Source organism: Streptomyces sp. NPDC014891 (assembly GCF_043081085.1).
In the GTDB taxonomy this organism is placed as follows: Bacteria; Actinomycetota; Actinomycetes; order Streptomycetales; family Streptomycetaceae; genus Streptomyces.
Map to the genome: position 1 here is coordinate 273,037 of NZ_JBIBWF010000009.1, position 21,252 is coordinate 294,288.

General features: G+C 71.2%; 22 protein-coding genes. 13 read left to right on the top strand and 9 right to left on the bottom strand.

Features of this window, described 5'->3' with window-relative positions; all coding sequences use genetic code 11:
- Window position 1: 1 nt before the first annotated feature.
- Genes pgl through tkt form a run of 5 tightly spaced genes read right to left on the bottom strand, consistent with a single transcriptional unit; the run spans window position 2 to window position 6,616 of the window.
- A complete protein-coding gene (pgl, locus tag ACF09E_RS25805) occupies window positions 2–784 on the bottom strand; it encodes a 6-phosphogluconolactonase (RefSeq protein ID WP_392207422.1) in 783 nt (260 codons plus the stop codon).
- Window positions 781–1,839 (bottom strand): glucose-6-phosphate dehydrogenase assembly protein OpcA, encoded by a 1,059-nt coding sequence (gene opcA, locus ACF09E_RS25810; RefSeq protein ID WP_392207424.1) that lies wholly within the window; start codon window positions 1,837–1,839, stop codon window positions 781–783. Before opcA ends, pgl begins: the two co-directional genes overlap by 4 nt.
- Entirely contained in the window at window positions 1,836–3,368 is a 1,533-nt protein-coding gene (gene zwf, locus ACF09E_RS25815) for a glucose-6-phosphate dehydrogenase (RefSeq protein WP_361850060.1), read from the bottom strand. Before zwf ends, opcA begins: the two co-directional genes overlap by 4 nt.
- A 5-nt stretch (window positions 3,369–3,373) precedes the next feature.
- Entirely contained in the window at window positions 3,374–4,492 is a 1,119-nt protein-coding gene (gene tal / locus ACF09E_RS25820) for a transaldolase (protein WP_392207426.1), read from the bottom strand.
- Window positions 4,493–4,528: 36 nt separating this feature from the next.
- On the bottom strand, window positions 4,529–6,616 hold the full coding sequence (tkt, locus tag ACF09E_RS25825; protein ID WP_392207428.1) for a transketolase: 2,088 nt from the start codon (window positions 6,614–6,616) through the stop codon (window positions 4,529–4,531).
- Between the two features lie 314 nt (window positions 6,617–6,930).
- Between tkt and ACF09E_RS25830 the strand changes: the two genes are divergently transcribed.
- From ACF09E_RS25830 to ACF09E_RS25840, 3 genes are all read left to right on the top strand, one after another.
- Window positions 6,931–7,878 (top strand): heme o synthase, encoded by a 948-nt coding sequence (locus ACF09E_RS25830; RefSeq protein ID WP_361850066.1) that lies wholly within the window; start codon window positions 6,931–6,933, stop codon window positions 7,876–7,878.
- 145 nt (window positions 7,879–8,023) lie between these two features.
- Window positions 8,024–8,344: a hypothetical protein gene (locus tag ACF09E_RS25835; protein WP_392207430.1), complete on the top strand. Its 321-nt coding sequence runs from the start codon at window positions 8,024–8,026 to the stop codon at window positions 8,342–8,344.
- 75 nt (window positions 8,345–8,419) lie between these two features.
- Entirely contained in the window at window positions 8,420–9,511 is a 1,092-nt protein-coding gene (locus tag ACF09E_RS25840) for an amidohydrolase (protein WP_392207432.1), read from the top strand.
- 44 nt (window positions 9,512–9,555) lie between these two features.
- Here the strand turns inward: ACF09E_RS25840 and ACF09E_RS25845 are convergent, their stop codons facing one another.
- The 3 genes from ACF09E_RS25845 to ACF09E_RS25855 all read right to left on the bottom strand — a co-directional run bounded on the left by ACF09E_RS25845 (window position 9,556) and on the right by ACF09E_RS25855 (window position 12,315).
- The gene (locus ACF09E_RS25845; RefSeq protein ID WP_392207628.1) at window positions 9,556–10,524 is read right to left on the bottom strand and encodes a heme A synthase; all 969 of its coding nucleotides are present in this window, start codon (window positions 10,522–10,524) and stop codon (window positions 9,556–9,558) included.
- A gap of 73 nt (window positions 10,525–10,597) precedes the next feature.
- Window positions 10,598–11,365, bottom strand: a complete 768-nt coding sequence (locus tag ACF09E_RS25850) for an ABC transporter permease (protein WP_392207630.1) — start codon at window positions 11,363–11,365, stop codon at window positions 10,598–10,600.
- Between the two features lie 14 nt (window positions 11,366–11,379).
- Window positions 11,380–12,315: an ABC transporter ATP-binding protein gene (locus ACF09E_RS25855; protein WP_388802578.1), complete on the bottom strand. Its 936-nt coding sequence runs from the start codon at window positions 12,313–12,315 to the stop codon at window positions 11,380–11,382.
- Between the two features lie 265 nt (window positions 12,316–12,580).
- Here ACF09E_RS25855 and ACF09E_RS25860 point away from each other — a divergent pair, with 265 nt between their 5' ends.
- From ACF09E_RS25860 to ACF09E_RS25895, 8 genes are all read left to right on the top strand, one after another.
- The gene (locus ACF09E_RS25860) at window positions 12,581–13,306 is read left to right on the top strand and encodes a metalloregulator ArsR/SmtB family transcription factor (RefSeq protein ID WP_361859319.1); all 726 of its coding nucleotides are present in this window, start codon (window positions 12,581–12,583) and stop codon (window positions 13,304–13,306) included.
- Window positions 13,303–14,718 carry a Fe-S cluster assembly protein SufB gene (gene sufB / locus ACF09E_RS25865; RefSeq protein WP_392207434.1) on the top strand — a complete coding sequence of 472 codons (1,416 nt, stop codon included), beginning with the start codon at window positions 13,303–13,305 and terminating at the stop codon, window positions 14,716–14,718. The genes ACF09E_RS25860 and sufB overlap by 4 nt, the downstream gene beginning before the upstream one ends.
- Before the next feature lie 68 nt (window positions 14,719–14,786).
- Window positions 14,787–15,968: a Fe-S cluster assembly protein SufD gene (gene sufD / locus ACF09E_RS25870; RefSeq protein ID WP_392207436.1), complete on the top strand. Its 1,182-nt coding sequence runs from the start codon at window positions 14,787–14,789 to the stop codon at window positions 15,966–15,968.
- Window positions 15,968–16,285 carry a bifunctional 3-phenylpropionate/cinnamic acid dioxygenase ferredoxin subunit gene (locus ACF09E_RS25875; RefSeq protein ID WP_392207438.1) on the top strand — a complete coding sequence of 106 codons (318 nt, stop codon included), beginning with the start codon at window positions 15,968–15,970 and terminating at the stop codon, window positions 16,283–16,285. The genes sufD and ACF09E_RS25875 overlap by 1 nt, the downstream gene beginning before the upstream one ends.
- 7 nt (window positions 16,286–16,292) lie before the next feature.
- Window positions 16,293–17,057 (top strand): Fe-S cluster assembly ATPase SufC, encoded by a 765-nt coding sequence (gene sufC, locus ACF09E_RS25880; RefSeq protein ID WP_148004618.1) that lies wholly within the window; start codon window positions 16,293–16,295, stop codon window positions 17,055–17,057.
- Window positions 17,054–18,322 (top strand): cysteine desulfurase, encoded by a 1,269-nt coding sequence (locus tag ACF09E_RS25885; RefSeq protein WP_030322528.1) that lies wholly within the window; start codon window positions 17,054–17,056, stop codon window positions 18,320–18,322. The genes sufC and ACF09E_RS25885 overlap by 4 nt, the downstream gene beginning before the upstream one ends.
- Before the next feature lie 10 nt (window positions 18,323–18,332).
- The gene (gene sufU / locus ACF09E_RS25890; RefSeq protein WP_392207440.1) at window positions 18,333–18,797 is read left to right on the top strand and encodes a Fe-S cluster assembly sulfur transfer protein SufU; all 465 of its coding nucleotides are present in this window, start codon (window positions 18,333–18,335) and stop codon (window positions 18,795–18,797) included.
- Window positions 18,794–19,132 (top strand): metal-sulfur cluster assembly factor, encoded by a 339-nt coding sequence (locus ACF09E_RS25895; RefSeq protein ID WP_073917183.1) that lies wholly within the window; start codon window positions 18,794–18,796, stop codon window positions 19,130–19,132. The genes sufU and ACF09E_RS25895 overlap by 4 nt, the downstream gene beginning before the upstream one ends.
- An 88-nt stretch (window positions 19,133–19,220) precedes the next feature.
- Here ACF09E_RS25895 and ACF09E_RS25900 read toward each other — a convergent pair whose 3' ends face one another.
- A complete protein-coding gene (locus ACF09E_RS25900; protein WP_392207441.1) occupies window positions 19,221–20,312 on the bottom strand; it encodes an oxidoreductase in 1,092 nt (363 codons plus the stop codon).
- Between the two features lie 63 nt (window positions 20,313–20,375).
- Here ACF09E_RS25900 and ACF09E_RS25905 point away from each other — a divergent pair, with 63 nt between their 5' ends.
- Window positions 20,376–20,696: a DMT family transporter gene (locus ACF09E_RS25905; protein WP_392207443.1), complete on the top strand. Its 321-nt coding sequence runs from the start codon at window positions 20,376–20,378 to the stop codon at window positions 20,694–20,696.
- Entirely contained in the window at window positions 20,696–21,244 is a 549-nt protein-coding gene (locus ACF09E_RS25910) for a TetR/AcrR family transcriptional regulator (protein ID WP_392207445.1), read from the top strand. The genes ACF09E_RS25905 and ACF09E_RS25910 overlap by 1 nt, the downstream gene beginning before the upstream one ends.
- Window positions 21,245–21,252: the final 8 nt, after the last annotated feature.

A 21,252-nucleotide genomic window follows, 5' to 3' on the forward strand; every position in this document is an offset into this window, starting at 1 on the left:
GTCAGGCGGACGCCGGCGGGTACATGCCCCGCGGCAGCTCCGCGGCCGCGGCCGCGTCCAGCAGCCATAGCGTGCGCGCGCTGCCGTAGGCGCCGGCCGCCGGGGCCTGCACCTCGCCCGCGCCGGACAGCGCGATCGCCGCGGCCCTGGCCTTGTCCGCCCCCGCGGCGAGCAGCCAGACCTCCCTGGCCGCCCGGATCGCCGGAAGGGTCAGCGAGACACGGACCGGCGGCGGCTTGGGCGCGCCGTGCACGCCGACCACCGTCCGCTCGGTCTCGCGGACCGCGGGCAGCTCGGGGAAGAGCGAGGCGACATGGGTGTCCGGGCCGACGCCCAGCATCAGGACGTCGAAGGTCGGCACCCCGCCGTGGTCGCCGGGGCCCGCGGCGGCCGCCAGCTCCTCCGCGTACGCGGCCGCGGCCGCGTCGACGTCGGAGCCGTACGGTCCGTCCGAGGCGGGCATGGCGTGCACCCGCGCCGGGTCGAGCGGCACCCGGTCGAGCAGCGCCTCCCGGGCCTGGGTGACGTTCCGCTCGGGGTCGCCCTCGGGCAGGAAGCGCTCGTCGCCCCACCACAGGTCGAGCCGCGACCAGTCGATCGCGTCCCGCGCGGGCGCCGAACCGAGCGCCGCCAGCAGGCCGTTGCCGTTGCGTCCGCCGGTGAGGACCACCGAGGCGGAGCCGCGGGAGGCCTGGGCGTCCACGATCCTCGTGATCAGCCGGGCCGCCGCGGCCTCGGCCATCAGCTCCTTGTCGCGGTGGACGACCAGCTGCGGGGTGCTCACTTGGCGGCCGCCTTCTTGGCCGGGGCCTTCCTCGCCGGCTTGGCGGCCGGTGCGGCGGGCTCCTCGGCGGATGCCTCCGCGGGCGTCCCGACCGACTCGGCGACGATCTCGGGGGCCGTGACGGCCGCCTCCTCGTCGAGCCGTTCGAGGCCGAACCGCAGAGCCGTCGCGTAGGTGTCGTCCGGGTCCAGCCGGCGCAGCTCCTCCGCGATCAGCTCGGCCGTGTCGCGGCGCTTGAGCGCCACCGCGCGGTCGGGCTGCCCCTGGATGGAGAGCGTGGCGAGCGACCCGTCCGGGCGGTCGAGGACGATCGGGCCGGAGCTGGTCTCCATCCGTACGGAGGTGAGACCGGGACCCGCCGACTTCGAGCGGCGCACCGGGATCTTCAGCCGCTCCGCCAGCCACATGGCGAGCAGTTCGACGCTCGGGTTGAACTCCTCGCCCTCGACCTCCGCGGAGGTCACCTCGCACACGACCTGGTCGAGCGCCGCGGCGAGCATCGAGCGCCACGGGGTGATCCGGGTCCACGAGAGGTCCGTGTCGCCCGGGGTGTACGCGTCCGCGCGCGCCGTCAGCTCCTGGATGGGCTGCTCGGCCGCGTAGGTGTCGGTGACCCGGCGCTGGGCGAGGGCGCCCAGCGGGTCCTTCGCCGGGTCGGTCGGCGCGTTCACCGGCCACCAGACGACGACGGGGGCGTCCGGCAGGAGCAGCGGCAGGACCACCGACTGGGCGTGGTCGCCGACCTCGCCGTACAGCCGGAGGACCACCGTCTCACCGGTGCTGGCGTCGGCGCCGAGGCGGACCTCGGCGTCGAGCCGTGCCTTGGAACGGTCCCGCGGGGAGCGCGAGACCCGCTTGATGACGACGAGGGTCCGCGAGGGGTGCTCGCGGGACGCGTCGTTCGCAGCCTTCAGCGCGTCGTAGGCGTTCTCCTCGTCGGTGACGATGACGAGGGTGAGCACCATGCCGACGGCCGGCGTGCCGATCGCCCGCCGCCCGAGCACCAGCGCCTTGTTGATCTTGGAGGACGTGGTGTCCGTCAGGTCGGTCTTCATGGCCGGCGCCAGCTCCGTCCGTCTCGTGCGAGCATCTCGTCCGCCTCGACCGGACCCCAGGTCCCGGACTGGTACTGCGCGGGCTTGCCGTGCTTGTCCCAGAACTGCTCGATCGGGTCGAGGATCTTCCAGGACAGCTCGACCTCCTCGACGCGCGGGAAGAGGTTGGAGTCGCCGAGCAGGACGTCGAGGATGAGCCGCTCGTACGCCTCGGGGCTGGACTCCGTGAAGGACTCGCCGTAGGCGAAGTCCATCGACACGTCCCGGATCTCCATCTGGGTGCCGGGCACCTTCGAGCCGAACCGCATCGTCACGCCCTCGTCGGGCTGGACCCGGATGACGATGGCGTTGCGGCCGAGCTCCTCGGTCGCGGTGTGGTCGAAGGGGGAGTGCGGGGCGCGCTGGAAGACGACCGCGATCTCGGTGACGCGGCGGCCGAGCCGCTTGCCGGTGCGCAGGTAGAAGGGGACGCCCGCCCAGCGGCGGTTGTCGATCTCCAGCTTGATGGCCGCGTAGGTGTCGGTCTTCGACTTCGGGTCGATGCCGTCTTCCTGGAGGTAGCCGACGGCCTTCGCGCCGCCCTGCCAGCCGGCCGCGTACTGGCCGCGGACCGTGGACTCGCCCAGGTCCTTGGGCAGCTTCACCGCGCCGAGGACCTTGGTCTTCTCGGCGGCCAGCGCGTCGGCGTCGAAGGAGGCGGGCTCCTCCATCGCGGTCAGCGCGAGCAGCTGGAGCAGGTGGTTCTGGATGACGTCACGGGCGGCGCCGATGCCGTCGTAGTAGCCGGCGCGGCCGCCGATGCCGATGTCCTCGGCCATGGTGATCTGCACGTGGTCGACGTACGACCGGTTCCAGATCGGCTCGAAGAGGGTGTTGGCGAAGCGGAGCGCCAGGATGTTCTGGACGGTCTCCTTGCCGAGGTAGTGGTCGATCCGGAAGACCTCGTTCGGCGGGAAGACCTCGTGCACGACCTCGTTGAGCTCCTTGGCGGAGACCAGGTCGTGGCCGAAGGGCTTCTCGATGACCGCGCGGCGCCAGGAGCCGTCCTTCTGGTCGGCGAGCCCGTGCTTCTTGAGCTGCTGGACGACCTTGGGGAAGAACTTCGGCGGGACCGACAGGTAGAAGGCGAAGTTGCCGCCGGTGCCCTGCGCCTTGTCCAGCTCCTCGATGGTGTCCTTCAGCTGCTCGAAGGCGTCGTCGTCGTCGAAGTCGCCCTGGACGAAACGCATCCCCTGGATCAGCTGCTGCCACACCTCCTCGCGGAACGGGGTGCGCGCGTGCTGCTCGACGGCGTCGTGGACCTCCTGCGCGAAGTCCTCGTCCTGCCACTCGCGGCGGGCGAAGCCGATGAGCGAGAAGCCCGGCGGCAGCAGGCCGCGGTTGGCCAGGTCGTAGACGGCAGGCATCAGCTTCTTACGGGACAAATCGCCCGTGACGCCGAAGATCACCAGACCCGACGGCCCCGCGATGCGCGGGAGCCGTCGGTCTGCGGCGTCACGGAGCGGGTTGGCTCCGTGGACTGCGCTCAAGGTGCTTACGCCTCCGAAGGTGCGAGGCGCCGGAGCTCCGCCTCGGTGGACTTGAGAAGGTCGTTCCAGGACGCCTCGAACTTCTCGACGCCCTCGTCCTCCAGGAGCTGGACGACGTCGTCGTAGGCGATGCCCAGCTTCTCGACGGCCGCGAGCTCCGCACGCGCCTGGTCGTAGGTGCCGCGCACCGTGTCACCGGAGACGACGCCGTGGTCGGCGGTGGCCTCCAGGGTGGCCTCGGGCATGGTGTTGACCGTGCCCGGGGCGACCAGGTCCACGACGTACAGGGTGTCCTTGTACGCCGGGTCCTTGACGCCGGTCGAGGCCCACAGCGGACGCTGCTTGTTGGCCTGCGCCTTGTCGAGAGCGGCCCAGCGGTCCGAGGAGAAGACCTCCTCGTACGCCTCGTAGGCCAGGCGGGCGTTGGCCAGCGCGGCCTTCCCCTTGAGCGCCTTGGCCTCGTCGGTGCCGATGCCGTCCAGGCGCTTGTCGATCTCCGTGTCCACGCGGGACACGAAGAAGGAGGCGACCGAGTGGATCTTGGAGAGGTCGAGGCCGCGCTCGCGGGCCTTCTCCAGACCCGCCAGGTAGGCGTCCATCACCGCGCGGTAGCGCTCCAGCGAGAAGATCAGCGTCACGTTCACACTGATGCCGAGGCCGATGACCTCGGTGATCGCCGGAAGACCCGCCCGGGTGGCCGGGATCTTGATGAGGGTGTTGGGGCGGTCCACCAGCCAGGCCAGCTGCTTGGCCTCGGCGATGGTGGGGGTCGTCTCGTGGGCGAGACGGGGGTCGACCTCGATCGAGACCCGGCCGTCCTGGCCGTCCGTCGCGTCGAAGACCGGCCGCAGGATGTCGGCGGCGTCACGGACGTCCGCCGTCGTGATCATGCGGATGGCCTCGTCGACGGTCACCTTACGGGCGGCGAGGTCCGCGAGCTGCTGCTCGTAGCCGTCTCCCGAGGAGATGGCCTTCTGGAAGATCGACGGGTTGGTGGTCACACCGACCACATGGCTCTGGTCGATGAGCTCGGCCAGGTTGCCGGACGTGATCCGCTTGCGCGAAAGGTCGTCCAGCCAGATCGCGACGCCTTCGTCGGAGAGGCGCTTGAGAGCGTCTGTCATGAGAGTTCCATCTCCATTGAGTCGTACGTATGCGCGTCAGCGCGCGGCGGCGTCGATCGATTCCCGCGCGGCGGCGACGATCGCCTCCGGCGTGAAACCGAACTCGCGGAACAGGACCTTCGCGTCCGCCGAGGCACCGAAGTGCTCCAGGGAGACGATCCGGCCGGCGTCCCCGACGTAGCGGTGCCAGGTGAGGCCGATGCCGGCCTCGACCGCGACCCGGGCCCGGACCGACGGCGGCAGGACGGAGTCCTTGTAGGCCTGGTCCTGCTCCTCGAACCACTCCACGGACGGCATCGAGACCACCCGGGTCGGGACGCCGGCGGCCTGGAGCTGCTCGCGGGCCTCGACGGCCAGGTGCACCTCGGAGCCCGTGGCGATCAGCACGACCTGGGCGTCGCCGCCCTCCGCGTCGAACAGCACGTAGCCGCCCTTGACGGTGTCCTCGTTCGGCGCGTACGTCGGCACGCCCTGGCGGGTCAGCGCCAGACCGTGCGGGGCGCCCTTGCCGAAGACCTTGGTGTGGCGCTGCATGATCTCGCGCCAGGCGATCGCCGTCTCGTTGGCGTCGGCCGGGCGGACCACGTTGAGACCCGGGATCGCGCGCAGCGAGGCCAGGTGCTCCACGGGCTGGTGCGTCGGGCCGTCCTCGCCCAGACCGATCGAGTCGTGGGTCCAGACGTACGTGACGGGGAGGTGCATGAGCGCGGACAGCCGCACCGCGTTGCGCATGTAGTCGGAGAACACCAGGAAGGTGCCGCCGTAGACGCGGGTGTTGCCGTGCAGGGCGATGCCGTTCATCTCCGCGGCCATGGAGTGCTCGCGGATGCCGAAGTGGATCGTGCGGCCGTACGGGTCGGCCTCCGGCAGCGGGTTGCCCTCGGGCAGGAACGACGAGTCCTTGTCGATCGTCGTGTTGTTGGAGCCGGCGAGGTCGGCCGAGCCGCCCCACAGCTCCGGGATGACCGCGCCGAGCGCCTTGAGGACCTGGCCCGAGGCGGCGCGGGTGGCGACGCCCTTGCCCGGCTCGAAGACCGGGAGCTTCTCGGCCCAGCCGGCCGGCAGCTCGTTCGCCTGGATGCGGTCGAACTCGGCGGCGCGCTCCGGGTTGGCCGTACGCCATTCGGCGAGCGACTTCTCCCACTCGCCGCGGACCTCGCGGCCCCGGTCGCCCAGCGCGCGGGTGTGCGCGATGACCTCGTCGGTGACCTCGAAGGTCTGCTCCGGGTCGAAGCCCAGCACGCGCTTGGTGGCCGCGATCTCGTCGTCGCCGAGCGCCGAGCCGTGCGCGGCCTCGGTGTTCTGCGCGTTCGGGGCGGGCCAGGCGATGATCGAGCGCATCGCGATGAACGACGGACGCTCGGTCTCGGCCTCGGCGGCACGGATCGCCGCGTACAGCGCGGCGGGGTCCAGGTCGCCGTCGGCCTTGGGCTCGACGCGCTGGACGTGCCAGCCGTAGGCCTCGTACCGCTTCATCGTGTCCTCGGACACGGCCGTCTCGGTGTCGCCCTCGATCGAGATGTGGTTGTCGTCCCACAGCAGGATCAGGTTGCCGAGCTTCTGGTGGCCGGCCAGCGAGGACGCCTCCGCGGAGATGCCCTCCTGGAGGCAGCCGTCACCCGCGATCGCGTAGACGCGGTGGTCGAACGGGGAGGTGCCGGGGGCGGCCTCCGGGTCGAACAGGCCGCGCTCGTAGCGGGCGGCCATCGCCATGCCCACGGCGTTGGCCACGCCCTGGCCCAGCGGGCCGGTGGTGGTCTCGACCGCGGCGGTGTGGCCGTACTCCGGGTGGCCCGGGGTCTTCGAACCCCAGGTGCGGAAGGCCTTCAGGTCGTCCAGCTCGAGACCGAAGCCACCCAGGTACAGCTGGGTGTAGAGGGTCAGGGACGAGTGGCCGGCGGAGAGGACGAACCGGTCGCGCCCGACCCACTCGGGGTCGGCCGGGTCGTGCCGCATCACCTTCTGGAAGAGGGTGTACGCGGCGGGCGCCAGGCTCATCGCCGTACCGGGATGGCCGTTGCCGACCTTCTGTACGGCGTCCGCCGCCAGGAGGCGGGCGGTGTCGACGGACCGCTGGTCCAACTCGGTCCACTCGAGGTCTGTGGTGGTCGGCTTAGTGCTCACCCTGGGTCAGGGCTCCTCTCCACATGTCTGAAGCCGGTGACTGAGGGTGTACCGGCGTTGTCGAGCCTACCCCCGCCGGAACGTCCCTCTTTTCGTGTGCATGCCCCTCAAATGAGCGGACAGAGCAAGACTGCCGCCGCCCGTGTGACTTCGCCTCCCGAAGCGCGTCCACGCCTTGGGACACACCGCCCCAACACGACCCCACCCCCGCGAAGATCGGCGTCTGGGCAACGTCTACAGTGGCGTGGTACGCGCAAGCTTCACCCCGCCTTCATCCGGGGGGCTTGCTGGGAATTTCTCTGTCAGGGGTGTGCGTGACGGCCGTCGAGTCCCGACCCGCAGGGGTCGTCTTGACTCCCAGCCCGGGGGGCCATCGGCCGTTCGGGGCCCGCGTCAAGGCATACGTGGCGCTGACCAAGCCGCGGATCATCGAACTGCTCCTCATCACCACGGTTCCGGTGATGTTCCTCGCCGAGCAGGGCGTGCCGGACCTGTGGCTGGTGCTCGCCACCTGCTTCGGCGGCTACCTGTCCGCGGGCGGTGCCAACGCGCTGAACATGTACATCGACCGCGACATCGACGCGCTGATGGACCGGACCTCCCAGCGCCCGCTGGTCACCGGCGTCCTGACGCCGCGCGAGGGCCTGGTCTTCGGCCTCACCCTCGCCGTGGTCTCCACGCTCTGGTTCGGGCTGCTCGTCAACTGGCTGTCCGCCGCCCTCTCGCTCGGCGCTCTCCTCTTCTACGTCGTGGTCTACACGATGATCCTGAAGCGCCGTACGACGCAGAACATCGTCTGGGGCGGCATCGCCGGCTGCCTGCCGGTCCTGATCGGCTGGTCGGCCGTCACGAACTCGATGTCCTGGGCGGCCGTCATCCTCTTCGCCGTCATCTTCTTCTGGACGCCGCCGCACTACTGGCCGCTGTCGATGAAGGTGAAGGACGACTACGCGCGCGCCGGCGTACCGATGCTCCCGGTCCTCGCCTCCAACAAGGTCGTCGCCAAGCAGATCGTCGCCTACAGCTGGGTGATGGTCGCCGTCTCGCTGCTGCTCACGCCGCTCGGCTACACCGGCTGGTTCTACCTGGCGGTCGCGCTGGTCACCGGTGGCTGGTGGCTCTGGGAGGCGCACGGCCTCCTCGCCCGCGCCAAGGCGGGCGCCACGGGCGCGAAGCTCAAGGAGATGCGCCTCTTCCACTGGTCCATCACCTATGTGTCGCTGCTCTTCGTGGCGGTCGCGGTGGACCCCTTCCTCCGCTAGGGGGAACCCCGCAGGGGGACTTTCGGGACGTCTGCCCCCAAGTCACCCGCTCAGATGATCTGCTCGGCCGGCGGCCGGGTCACGTGGGATAGGCCACGTGGCCCGGCCGTCGCCCGTCGATCTACCCCTCGGTAGCATCGCCTCCATGGCAGAAACGAAGCAGGCAGAGCGCAAGGCGGCCAAGCTCGCCAAGGAGATCAGGGCCTTCGCCGAGGAGCACGGCGGCTCCGAGGGCCACCTCGCGCACATCGGCCAGGCGGGCACCCGGATCGTCCTCGTCGGCGCCGACGGCGGCTGGGGCGACCTCGTCGCACCCACGTACGAGATCGCCCGGCAGGCCGCCGAGAAGGCCGACCTCACCCTCCACGAGGAGTTCGACGGCGAGTTCGCCGCCAAGGTCGCCACCGGCCCGTACGAGTGGACCCGGATGGCCGGTATCCAGATCGGCGGCCCCTCCAACGGCTGAGGCAACAACCTCGCGCGGGGCTCACCCGTTAGGACGTGTGGAGAAGCGACACGGCCACGCAGGGAGCCCCCCGAGATGATCGACACGCCGAGCCTGGTGGACCAGTACTGCCACGGGGTGATCCGAACGGAGCTCGGCCTCGGCACCTTCGAGGCCCACCTCGGCGCCCAGCTCGGCGGGAGCGGTGCGCTGCCCGCCGCGGGCACCACCTTCTTCGACACCCAGACCGGCTTCGCCGTGCGCCGCTGGTGCCCGCCGCTGCTCGGCCTCGACGCCCACTGCCCGCCCGCCCGCTACCTGGCGCGCCGCCGCGAGCTGGGCGCGGCCGAGGCGGGCCGACGGCTGCTGCGCGCCTCCGGGATCGCCACCTACCTCGTCGACACCGGGGTCCCGGACGACCTCACGGGACCGGCCGAACTCGGAGCCGCCGGGGCCGCCGAGGCCCACGAGATCGTCCGCCTCGAACCGCTCGCGGAACAGGTCGCCGACACCTCGGGGACGGTCGAGGCCTTCCTCGCCAACCTCGCCGAGGCGGTCCACGGGGCCGCCGTGCACGCGGTGGCCTTCGCCTCCGCGGCGGGGGTCCGCCGGGGACTCGCGCACGCGCCCGAGCCGCCGGGGCCCGGAGAGGTGCGCGGGGCCGCCGGGCGCTGGCTCGCGGGACGCCCGGCCGGCGGCCGGCTCACCGACCCCGTCCTCCTGCGCCACCTGCTCTGGATCGCGGTGACCGCCGGCCGCCCCCTCCAGTTGCACACCGGGGACCGGGACCCCGCCGGCGTCGCAGGGTTCGCCGCCGCCACCGCGGGTCTCGGCACCGACCTGGTGCTGCTCCACTCCTACCCGTACCACCGCGCCGCCGCGCACCTGACCGCCGTGCACCCCCACGTCCACGCCGACCTGGGCCCCGTCCTCGCGCACACCGGCGCGCGCGCCGCGGCCGTGCTCGCCGAGGTGCTGGAGCGGGCCCCGTTCGGCAAGCTGCTGTTCTCCAGCGGCGCCCACGGCCTGCCCGAACTCCACGTGGTCGCCGCCAGCGTGTTCCGCGCCGCCCTCGGCCGGGTGCTCGGCGAATGGGTGATGGACGGCGCCTGGTCCCGTACGGACGCCCAGCGCGTCGCCACGATGATCGCGGCGGGGAACGCGCGACGGGTCTACCGGCTGGCGTGAGCCCGGGGCCGGCGCGGCGAGGACCGGGCGGGCGCCGCGAACGCTCAGGCGGTCGCGAGCTCGGGGTCGGCCTGGGCCGGGATCTCCGGGGCGGGGGCCGGGCGCTCGCGCATGCTCAGGGCCAGCCGCAGGACCGCGATCCACATCAGGGACGAGCCGAGCATGTGGACGGCCACCAGGAGCTCGGGGACCCCGGTGAAGTACTGCACGTAGCCGATGGCGCCCTGGGCGAGCAGCACGATCAGCAGGTCGCGGGCGCGGGCCCGGGTGTCCAGGGGGGCGTCCACCACGCGCAGGACCAGCCACATCGCGAGGGCCAGGGCGCAGACCACCCAGGCGGCGATGGCGTGCAGGTGCGCCGCGTCCGTCCAGTCCCAGGGCATCCGCGGCACGTCGCTGCTGTCACCGGCGTGCTTCCCGGCGCCGGTCACCGTCGTGCCGAGCGCGATCAGCAGGCCCGAGGAGAGGGTGATCGCCCAGGAGAGCCTGCGCACGGGACGCGGCACGCGCGGGCGGGGGGCGGTGTCGCCCTCGCCGGTGCGGTGCCAGGTGACGACCGCGACGGTCAGCAGTGCGTTGGCGGCGAGGAAGTGGCCGGCGACCGACCACGGGTTGAGGCCCAGCCACACCGTGATGCCGCCGATGACGGCGTTGCTCATCACGATCCAGAACTGGGCCCAGCCGAGGCGGGTGAGTCCGCGGCGCCACGGCTTGGTGGACCGGGCGGCGATGATCGCCCAGCCGACCGCGGCCGACAGGACGTAGGTCAGCATCCGGTTGCCGAACTCGATCACGCCGCGGTAGCCCTGCTCGGGCGTCACGATCAGGCTGTCGTCGGTGCACTTCGGCCAGGTGTCGCAGCCGAGACCGGAACCGGTCAGCCGGACCGCGCCGCCGGTGACGATGATCAGCACGCTCATCACGACGGCGGAGAGCGCGGCGCGCCGGAGCGTCCGGGGGGACGGGGTCCAGCGCCTGGCGATGAGGGCGAGGGGGGTCAACACGGGCCCTATCGTAGGCGGGGGCTTGTGCACGCTTTCACGAGGGGTGCCTTGTCGGGAAACGTCACCCTCTGGGGCCTCTCCGCTACTCCCAGCGGAAGAACCTGGCCGCCGCGCCGAGGCCGAGGACGGCCCAGACGGCGAGGGTCAGCGCGTCGCCCCAGGGCAGGGACGCGCCGTCCTGGAGGACGGCGCGCAGGCCGTCGGAGAGGGCGGAGATCGGCAGCAGCTCCAGGACCGAGCGGGCGGCCTCCGGGAACTCCGCCAGCGGGACGATGACGCCGCCGCCCACCAGGAGCAGCAGGAAGACCAGGTTGGCGGCGGCCAGGGTGGCCTCCGCCCGCAGGGTGCCCGCCATCAGCAGGCCGAGGCCGGAGAACGCGGCCGTGCCGAGCACCAGCAGGAGCAGCACGGAGAACGGGTCGCCGTGCGGGGACCAGCCGAGCCCCAGGGCGATCGCCGTCAGGAGGGCGACCTGGAGGACCTCGGTGACCAGCACGGCCAGCGTCTTGGCGGTCATCAGCGCCCAGCGGGGGAGCGGCGAGGCGCCGAGGCGCTTGAGCACCCCGTAGCGCCGCTCGAACCCGGTCGCGATGGCCTGGCCGGTGAAGGCGGTCGACAGGACGGCGAGGGCGAGGACGCCCGGGGCGAGGAAGTCGACCGCCTCGTCCGCGCCGGTGTCCACGATGTCGACGGTGGAGAAGAGGACCAGGAGCAGCGACGGGATGATCACGGTGAGCAGCAGCTGCTCGCCGTTGCGCAGGAGCATCCGGGTCTCCAGGGCCGTCTGCGCCGCGATCATCCGGCCGACGGGGGCGGCGCCCGGCCGGGGGGCGTACGTACCGCTGTTCACGACCGAACCAGTGCTCACGACCGCAGTTCCTTGCCCGTCAGTTCGAGGAAGACGTCCTCGAGGGTGTGGCGCTCGACGGAGATGCCGTCGGGCATGACGCCGTGCTGGGCGCACCAGCTGGTGACCGTGGCCAGCAGCTGCGGGTCCACGTCGCCGGTGATCCGGTACGTGCCCGGGAGCGGCTCCGCCGCGGACGTGCCGTCGGGCAGGGCCTTGAGCAGGGAGCCCAGGTCGAGTCCGGGGCGCCCGGTGAAGCGCAGGGTGTTCTCGGCCCCGCCGCGGCAGAGCTGCTCGGGGCTGCCCTGGGCGGCGACCCGGCCGGCGTCGACGATGGCGACGTCGTCGGCGAGCTCCTCGGCCTCCTGCATGAAGTGCGTGGTGAGGACGACGGTCACCCCGTCGGCGCGCAGCTCGCGCACCAGGTCCCAGGTGGCGCGGCGGGCCTGCGGGTCGAGCCCGGCGGTCGGCTCGTCCAGGAAGACGAGCTCGGGACGGCCGACGACGGCCATGGCGAGCGCGAGGCGCTGCTGCTGGCCGCCGGAGAGGCGCCGGTAGGCGGTCCGGCCGCAGGAGCCGAGGCCGAGACGCTCGATCAGCGCGTCCACGTCCAGGGGGTGGGCGTGCAGCTTCGCCATGTGGCGGAGCATCTCGTCGGCGCGGGCTCCGGAGTAGACGCCGCCGGACTGGAGCATGACGCCGATCCGGGGACGCAGGGCGGCGGCGTCGGCGACCGGGTCGAGGCCGAGGACGCGCACGGTGCCGGCGTCGGCCCTCCGGTAGCCCTCGCAGGTCTCGATGGTGGTGGTCTTCCCCGCCCCGTTGGGCCCGAGGACGGCGGTCACGGTGCCGGACCGCACGTCGAGGTCGAGGCCGTCGACGGCGGTCTTGTTGCCGTACCGCTTGACCAGGCCACGGACCTGGACGACGGACCCGACGGACTCGTTTCGCATGACGGGAAGTCTAGAGAGGGTCCGGAGGTCCTCCCGGCGCGGGTCCCGGTTCCCGGGCGGGCGGTCCGCGGCCGGGTGCCGGTGCCCGCGACCCCCTCGTGGCCTGCGCGGACGCGGCCGCAGGGCGGTCGTACCGGGACCGTTCATTCATCCTACGAATGATCGTTTCCGCAGGTCAGGTAAGCCTTACCTGAGTGACGCACGGCACCGCCACCGGGTCCTGCGCCGCTTGTCAGTCCGAGATTAATTACGCAACAATGGCGTTGTGAAAAACGTTGGCGCGGCTCCCGTGGAGGAACTCGCGACCCGAGAGCGCTCGACGCGCAACCGGGTCGCGCGGTCGATCCTGGACCACGGGCCGTCGACCGTCGCCGATCTGGCCGGGCGGCTCCGCCTGACGCAGGCCGCCGTCCGCCGCCACCTCGACTCGCTCGTCGCCGACAACGTCGTGGAGGCCCGCGAGCAGCGCGTCTACGGCGCCCGCGCCCGCGGCCGCCCCGCGAAGGTCTTCGCGCTCACCGACTGCGGCCGGGACGCCTTCGACCAGTCGTACGACTCGCTCGCGGTCGAGGCGCTCCAGTGGATCGAGCGCAACGCCGGCGGCGAGGCGGCCGTGGCCGCCTTCGCCCGCGACCGGATCGAGGCCCAGGCCGGTGCCTACCGGGAGGCCGTCGAGGCGGCGGATCCCGACCAGCGCACCGAGGCGCTTGCCAAGGCCCTGACCGCGGACGGGTACGCTGCCACTGCGCGGAACGCGCCGGTCGGCGAGCAGCTCTGCCAGCACCACTGCCCGGTAGCCCACGTCGCCGAGCAGTACCCACAGCTGTGCGAGGCGGAGACGGAGTTCTTCTCCCGCCTCCTGGGAACGCACGTCCAGCGTCTGGCCACCATCGCGCATGGTGACGGCGTCTGCACCACGTTCATCCCGCACAGCGCCCCACAGACCACCGAATCAGCATCCGCAAGCACGGCCGGGAGGAACCCCGCATGACCACCGAGATCAGCCACCCCGAGCTCGAGGGCCTGGGTCGGTACGAGTACGGCTGGGCCGACTCCGACGTCGCCGGTGCCGCCGCCACGCGCGGTCTGAACGAGGCCGTCGTCCGCGACATCTCCTCGAAGAAGAACGAGCCCGAGTGGATGCTGAAGCTGCGTCTCAAGGGTCTGCGCCTCTTCGACAAGAAGCCCATGCCGACCTGGGGCTCGGACCTCTCCGGCATCGACTTCGACAACATCAAGTACTTCGTGCGCTCCACCGAGAAGCAGGCCGCCTCCTGGGAGGAACTGCCGGAGGACATCAAGAACACGTACGACAAGCTCGGCATCCCCGAGGCGGAGAAGCAGCGCCTCGTCGCCGGCGTCGCCGCCCAGTACGAGTCCGAGGTCGTCTACCACCAGATCCGCGAGGACCTGGAGGAGCAGGGCGTCATCTTCGTCGACACCGACACGGCGCTGAAGGAGCACGAGGAGCTCTTCCGCGAGTACTTCGGCACCGTCATCCCGGTCGGCGACAACAAGTTCGCCTCCCTGAACACCGCCGTCTGGTCCGGCGGATCGTTCATCTACGTGCCCAAGGGCGTGCACGTCGAGATCCCGCTCCAGGCCTACTTCCGCATCAACACGGAGAACATGGGCCAGTTCGAGCGGACGCTGATCATCGTCGACGAGGACGCCTACGTCCACTACGTCGAGGGCTGCACCGCCCCGATCTACTCCTCGGACTCGCTGCACAGCGCCGTCGTCGAGATCATCGTGAAGAAGGGCGGCCGCTGCCGCTACACGACCATCCAGAACTGGTCGAACAACGTCTACAACCTGGTGACCAAGCGCGCCGTCGCCTACGAGGGCGCCACCATGGAGTGGGTCGACGGCAACATCGGCTCCAAGGTCACCATGAAGTACCCGGCCGTCTACCTGATGGGCGAGCACGCCAAGGGCGAGACCCTCTCCATCGCCTTCGCGGGCGAGGGCCAGCACCAGGACGCCGGCGCCAAGATGGTCCACATGGCCCCGAACACCTCCTCCAACATCGTCTCCAAGTCGGTGGCGCGAGGCGGCGGCCGCACCTCCTACCGCGGTCTCATCGAGATCGGCGAGGGTGCCCCGGGCGCCAAGTCCAACGTGCTCTGCGACGCGCTGCTCGTCGACACGATCTCCCGCTCGGACACGTACCCCTACGTGGACGTGCGCGAGGACGACGTCTCCATGGGCCACGAGGCCACCGTCTCCAAGGTCTCCGAGGACCAGCTCTTCTACCTGATGAGCCGCGGCCTCACCGAGTTCGAGGCCATGGCGATGATCGTCCGCGGCTTCGTCGAGCCCATCGCCAAGGAACTCCCGATGGAGTACGCCCTGGAGCTCAACCGGCTGATCGAGCTGCAGATGGAGGGCTCGGTGGGCTGACGCCCCACCCGCCCCACCGAACGCAGCGACTGATTTCTTTGACGCAGGAAGAGAGCAACCCAACAGCCATGGCTGAGGCTCAGAACATCCCCGCGGGCTCCACCACCGCGGGCTCGATCGCGGTGGCCGCCGAGTCCACCGTCGCCACGCGCATGAGCGCGCCCCCGTCCTTCGACGTCGCGGACTTCCCCGTCCCGCACGGACGCGAGGAGGAGTGGCGGTTCACCCCGCTCGCCCGCCTCCGCGGCCTGCACGACGGCACCGCCGTCGCCTCCGGCGAGGGCGTCAAGGTCGTGATCGAGGCCCCCGAGGGCGTCACCGTGGAGACCGTCGGACGCGAGGACCAGCGCCTCGGCAAGGCCGGCACCCCCGTCGACCGCGTCGCGGCCCAGGCCTACTCCTCCTTCGAGAAGGCCTCGGTCGTCACCGTGGCCAAGGAGGCGGTCCTCACCGAGCCGATCCGCGTCACCGTGCACGGTGAGGGCGGCGTCGCCTTCGGCCACCAGGTCATCGAGCTCGGCGCCTTCGCCGAGGCCGTCGTGGTCCTGGACCACTCCGGCGACGCGGTGCTCGCCGCCAACGTCGACTACGTCCTCGGCGACGGCGCCAAGCTGACCGTGGTCTCCGTCCAGGACTGGGACGACAAGGCCGTCCACGTCGCCCAGCACAACGCCCTGGTCGGCCGCGACGCCTCCTTCAAGTCCGTCGTCGTCACCTTCGGCGGCGACGTCGTCCGCATCCACCCGCGCGTCCAGTACGCGGCGCCCGGCGGCGAGGCCGAGCTGTTCGGTCTGTACTTCACCGACGCGGGCCAGCACCAGGAGCACCGCCTCCTGGTCGACCACAACACCCCGCACTGCAAGTCCAACGTGGCCTACAAGGGCGCGCTGCAGGGCCAGGACGCGCACGCCGTCTGGATCGGGGACGTCCTGATCCAGGCCGCGGCCGAGGGCACGGACACCTACGAGCTCAACCGGAACCTGGTCCTCACGGACGGCGCCCGGGTCGACTCCGTGCCGAACCTGGAGATCGAGACCGGCGAGATCGCCGGCGCCGGTCACGCCTCGGCCACCGGTCGCTTCGACGACGAGCAGCTCTTCTACCTGATGTCCCGCGGCATCCCGCAGGCCGAGGCCCGCCGCCTCGTCGTCCGCGGCTTCTTCGCGGAGCTCGTCCAGCAGATCGGTCTGCCGGACGTCGAGGAGCGCCTCCTGGCCAAGATCGAGGCCGAGCTGGAGGCCTCCGTCTGATGGCCTTCGTCCGAGTCTGCGCGCTGAGCGAGCTGGAGACCGACACCCCCAAGCGGGTCGAGGTCGACGGCACGCCGGTGTCGGTCGTGCAGACCGAGGGCGAGGTGTTCGCGATCAACGACATCTGCTCGCACGCGAACGTCTCCCTCTCGGAGGGCGAGGTCGAGGACTGCGCCATCGAGTGCTGGCTGCACGGCTCCAGCTTCGACCTCCGCACCGGCAAGCCCTCCGGCCTTCCCGCGACGCGCCCCGTCCCCGTATACCCCGTAAAGATCGAAGGGGACGATGTGCTCGTCTCCGTCACCCAGGAGTCCTGAGTCACCCATGGCAACGCTTGAAATCCACGACCTGCACGTCTCCGTCGACGCGGAGAACGGCCCCCGCGAGATCCTCAAGGGTGTCGACCTGACCATCAAGCAGGGCGAGACCCACGCCGTCATGGGCCCCAACGGCTCCGGCAAGTCGACCCTGGCCTACTCCCTCGCCGGCCACCCGAAGTACACGGTCACCGGCGGCACCGTCACCCTCGACGGTGAGGACGTCCTGGAGATGTCGGTCGACGAGCGCGCCCGCGCCGGCGTCTTCCTCGCCATGCAGTACCCGGTCGAGGTCCCCGGCGTCTCGGTCTCCAACTTCCTGCGCACCTCCGCCACCGCCGTCCGCGGCGAGGCGCCCAAGCTGCGCACCTGGGTGAAGGAGGTCAAGTCCGCGATGGAGCAGCTCCAGATGGACCCGGCCTTCGCCGAGCGCAACGTCAACGAGGGCTTCTCCGGCGGTGAGAAGAAGCGCCACGAGATCCTCCAGCTGGAGCTCCTCAAGCCGAAGATCGCGATCCTCGACGAGACCGACTCCGGCCTCGACGTCGACGCCCTGCGCGTCGTCTCCGAGGGCGTCAACCGGGTCCGCGAGACCGGTGAGGTCGGCACCCTGCTGATCACCCACTACACGCGGATCCTCCGCTACATCAAGCCCGACTTCGTGCACGTCTTCGCGAACGGCCGCATCGCCGAGTCCGGTGGCGCCGAGCTCGCCGACCAGCTGGAGAACGAGGGCTACGACAAGTACGTGAAGGGGGGCGCGTCCGCGTGACTTCTGCCCATCAGGGGCTCTCCGGCCTCCTCGACACCGAGGCGATCCGCAAGGACTTCCCGCTCCTGGATCGCGTGGTCCACGACGGCAAGAAGATCGTGTACCTCGACTCCGCGGCGACCTCGCAGAAGCCGCGGCAGGTCCTCGACGCGCTCAACACGTACTACGAGCGCCACAACGCCAACGTCCACCGCGGCGTCTACACGGTCGCCGAGGAGGCCACGGCGCTGTACGAAGGCGCCCGTGACAAGGTCGCGGCCTTCATCAACGCCCCGAGCCGCGACGAGGTGATCTTCACCAAGAACGCCTCGGAGTCGCTCAACCTGGTGGCGAACATGCTGGGCTGGGCCGACGAGCCCTACCGCGTGGACCACGAGACCGAGATCGCCATCACGGAGATGGAGCACCACTCCAACATCGTGCCGTGGCAGCTGCTCTCGCAGCGCACGGGCGCGAAGCTGAAGTGGTTCGGCCTCACCGACGACGGCCGTCTCGACCTCTCGAACATCGAAGAGGTCATCACCGAGAAGACCAAGATCGTCTCGTTCACGCTGGTCTCGAACCTGCTGGGCACGGTGAACCCGGTCGAGACGATCATCCGTCGCGCCCAGGAGGTCGGTGCGCTCGTCTGCATCGACGCCTCCCAGGCGGCCCCGCACATGGTCCTGGACGTGCAGGCGCTCCAGGCCGACTTCGTGGCCTTCACCGGCCACAAGATGTGCGGCCCGACGGGCATCGGCGTCCTCTGGGGCCGCCAGGAGCTGCTCGAGGACCTGCCGCCCTTCCTGGGCGGCGGCGAGATGATCGAGACCGTCTCGATGCACTCCTCGACGTACGCCCCGGCGCCGCACAAGTTCGAGGCGGGTACGCCCCCGATCGCCCAGGCCGTCGGCCTCGGCGCGGCCGTGGACTACCTCTCGGCGATCGGCATGGAGAACATCGCGCGCCACGAGCACGCGATCACCGAGTACGCCGTCCGGCGCCTCCAGGAGGTTCCGGACCTGCGGATCATCGGCCCCACCACGGCCGAGGACCGCGGCGCGGCGATCTCCTTCACGCTGGGCGACATCCACCCGCACGACGTGGGCCAGGTCCTCGACGAGGAGGGCATCGCGGTCCGGGTCGGCCACCACTGCGCGCGGCCGGTCTGCCTGCGGTACGGAATTCCTGCGACCACGCGGGCGTCGTTCTATCTGTACTCCACCCCGGCCGAGGTCGACGCCCTGGTCGCCGGTCTGGAGCACGTACGGAACTTCTTCGGCTAGGGGACGGCTCGTGAAGCTGGATTCGATGTACCAGGACGTCATCCTGGACCACTACAAGCACCCGCACGGGCGCGGTCTTCGGGACGGCGACGCCGAGGTGTACCACGTCAACCCGACGTGCGGCGACGAGATCACGCTCCGCGTGAAGTACGACGGCTCGCGCATCGAGGACGTGTCGTACGAGGGACAGGGCTGCTCCATCAGCCAGGCCTCGGCGTCCGTCCTCAACGAGCTGCTCGTCGGCAAGGAGCTGGCGGACGCGCAGAAGATCCAGGGCACCTTCCTGGAGCTGATGCAGTCCAAGGGCCAGATCGAGCCCGACGACGCCATGGAGGAGATCCTGGAGGACGCGGTCGCGTTCGCCGGAGTCTCCAAGTACCCGGCCCGTGTGAAGTGCGCGCTGCTCAGCTGGATGGCGTGGAAGGACGCGACCGCCCAGGCCCTGGGCGACGCGGCGGAGAGGAAGTCGGCATGACCGAGAACGCCGAGGCCACGATGAAGCCGGCCTCCGAGGAAGAAGTCCGCGAGGCGCTGTACGACGTCGTCGACCCCGAGCTGGGCATCGACGTCGTCAACCTGGGCCTGATCTACGGCATCCACATCGACGACGCGAACATCGCGACGCTGGACATGACGCTGACGTCGGCGGCCTGTCCGCTGACCGACGTGATCGAGGACCAGGCGAAGTCCGCGACGGACGGCATCGTCAGCGAACTGAAGATCAACTGGGTCTGGATGCCCCCGTGGGGTCCGGACAAGATCACGGACGACGGCCGCGAGCAGCTGCGCGCGCTCGGCTTCAACGTCTGAGACACCACCGCGTGCGAGACGGCCGTGCCCCGAGGGGCACGGCCGTCTCGCATGTCCGGGGCCGGCTGCGGGCCGGCCTGCGGCACCGTCAGCCGAGCCCCGCGGCGCGGGCCAGCTCCGGCGCCAGGTTCTCCTTGCGGATGCGCTGGTCGACGTAGAGCAGCGCGGTGACCAGCGGCGGGAAGACGGACACGACCGCCTGGCTCACCAGCTGGCCGATGATCAGCACCGTGAGGATGACGACCATGGAGCCCACCACGGCGGCCGAGTCCTCGCCGGAGAAGTCGCTGAACGACAGGGGGGCCGAGGCCAGGGCGGACAGGAGCTGCTGGATCAGCATGCCGACCACGGAGGCCATGATCCCGGCGGCGAACAGGCAGCCGAACACCCGCCACCAGTCGCCGCGGACCAGGTGCGCCGAGCGGCGCATCGAGGCGACCGGACCCTGGCCCTCCATCACGGCGGCCGCGGGGGCCAGGCTGAACCGCACCCAGATCCACAGGCCGAGCGGCAGGACCACCACGGCGGCGAGGAGCAGCAGCAGGGGGATCGTGAACGAGACGTCGGAGGCCGGCGCGCCGCTGTCCAGGTCCCCGAGGTCGGCGACGAGCGTGGCCACCATCGCGGCGAAGGCGCCGAAGAAGAGGATCATCGGGACCAGCAGCGCCGCGGTGGTGAGGAACACGGTCCCGAGCACGGCGGGCACCCGGGCCCAGGAACGGCGCCAGAGGGCACCGAAGGAGGTGGGCCGGCCGAGCACCGCCTCCTGGACCACGGCCGGGCAGGCCGCCGCCACCAGGGCGCTCGCGCCGACGAACACGACCATGGCGACCAGCCAGACGCAGACGAAGGCGATGATCAGCGGGCGGACGTCGTCCCAGCGCGGCTCCTGCCCCGCGGGCAGGTCGAACACGGCGGGGAAGCCGTCGCCGACGGCCAGGTACGCGACGCCGATCGCCGCCCCGACGACCAGCAGGGCGCCGAGGTAGGCGGCCGCGCCCACCCCGAGGAGCTGCTTCCAGTAGCGGCCGAAGGTGGCGAAGGCGCCGGTCAGGATCGAGCTGAACGAGAGCGGCGCCAGGGGTATCACGCCGGGCTTCGGCGGCGGCGGGTAGCCGTAGCCGTGGGGCGGCGGCGGCCCTGGGGGACCGTAGGGCGGCGGCCCTGGGGGAGTCGTCATGCGGGACACCGTATCGGGCAGTGTTGTGTACGCCCGTACGCATCACTGTGTACGCTTGTACGCATGGGTTACGGACTGCTCGCGGGTGCCATCGCGGCCGAGGTGCTCGCCACCACCTCCATGAAGTACAGCGAGGGCTTCAGCAAGCTCTGGCCCTCGCTCGTCACCGGCATCGGGTACGTGGTCGCCTTCGCGCTCCTCGCGCAGGCGCTCAAGACGCTCCAGGTCGGCACCGCGTACGCCGTCTGGGCGGGCGTCGGCACCGCCGCCGTCGCCGCCATCGGCATCCTCTTCCTCGGCGAGACCCTCAGCGTCGCCAAGATCGCGGGGATCGCGCTCATCATCGCCGGGGTCGTCGTCCTCAACCTGGGCGGTGCCCACTGATGGCCCGCGCGCGCCGCCACGACCCCGAACGGCGGGACCGGATCGTCGACGCGGCCCTGCGGGTCGCCGCACGCTCCGGCATCGCCGGGCTGAGCCACCGCAGCGTGGCCGCCGAGGCGGACGTGCCGCTCGGCTCGACCACGTACCACTTCGCCTCCCTCGACGAACTCCTCGTCGCCGCCCTCCGCAAGGCCAACGACGACTTCGCGCGGCTGCTCCGCGAGCACCCCGTCCTCAACGCGCCGGACACCGACACCGCCGCCGCGCTCGCCCGCCTCATGGGGGAGTGGATCAGCGGCGAACCCGCCCAGGTGGAGCTGGAGTACGAGCTCTACCTCGCCGCCCTGCGCCGCCCCGCACTCCGCCCCGTGGCCGCCGAGTGGGCCGAGACCGTGGTCCGCGCCCTCTCCCGCCGCACCGACCCGGTCACCGCACGCGCCCTGGTCGCCCTCGTGGACGGCATCTGCCTCCAGTCCCTGCTCACCGGCGAGCCCTACGACGAGGAGTACGCGCGCGAGATGCTGGCGCGAGTGCTGCGCCCGGCGTGAGCGGGAGC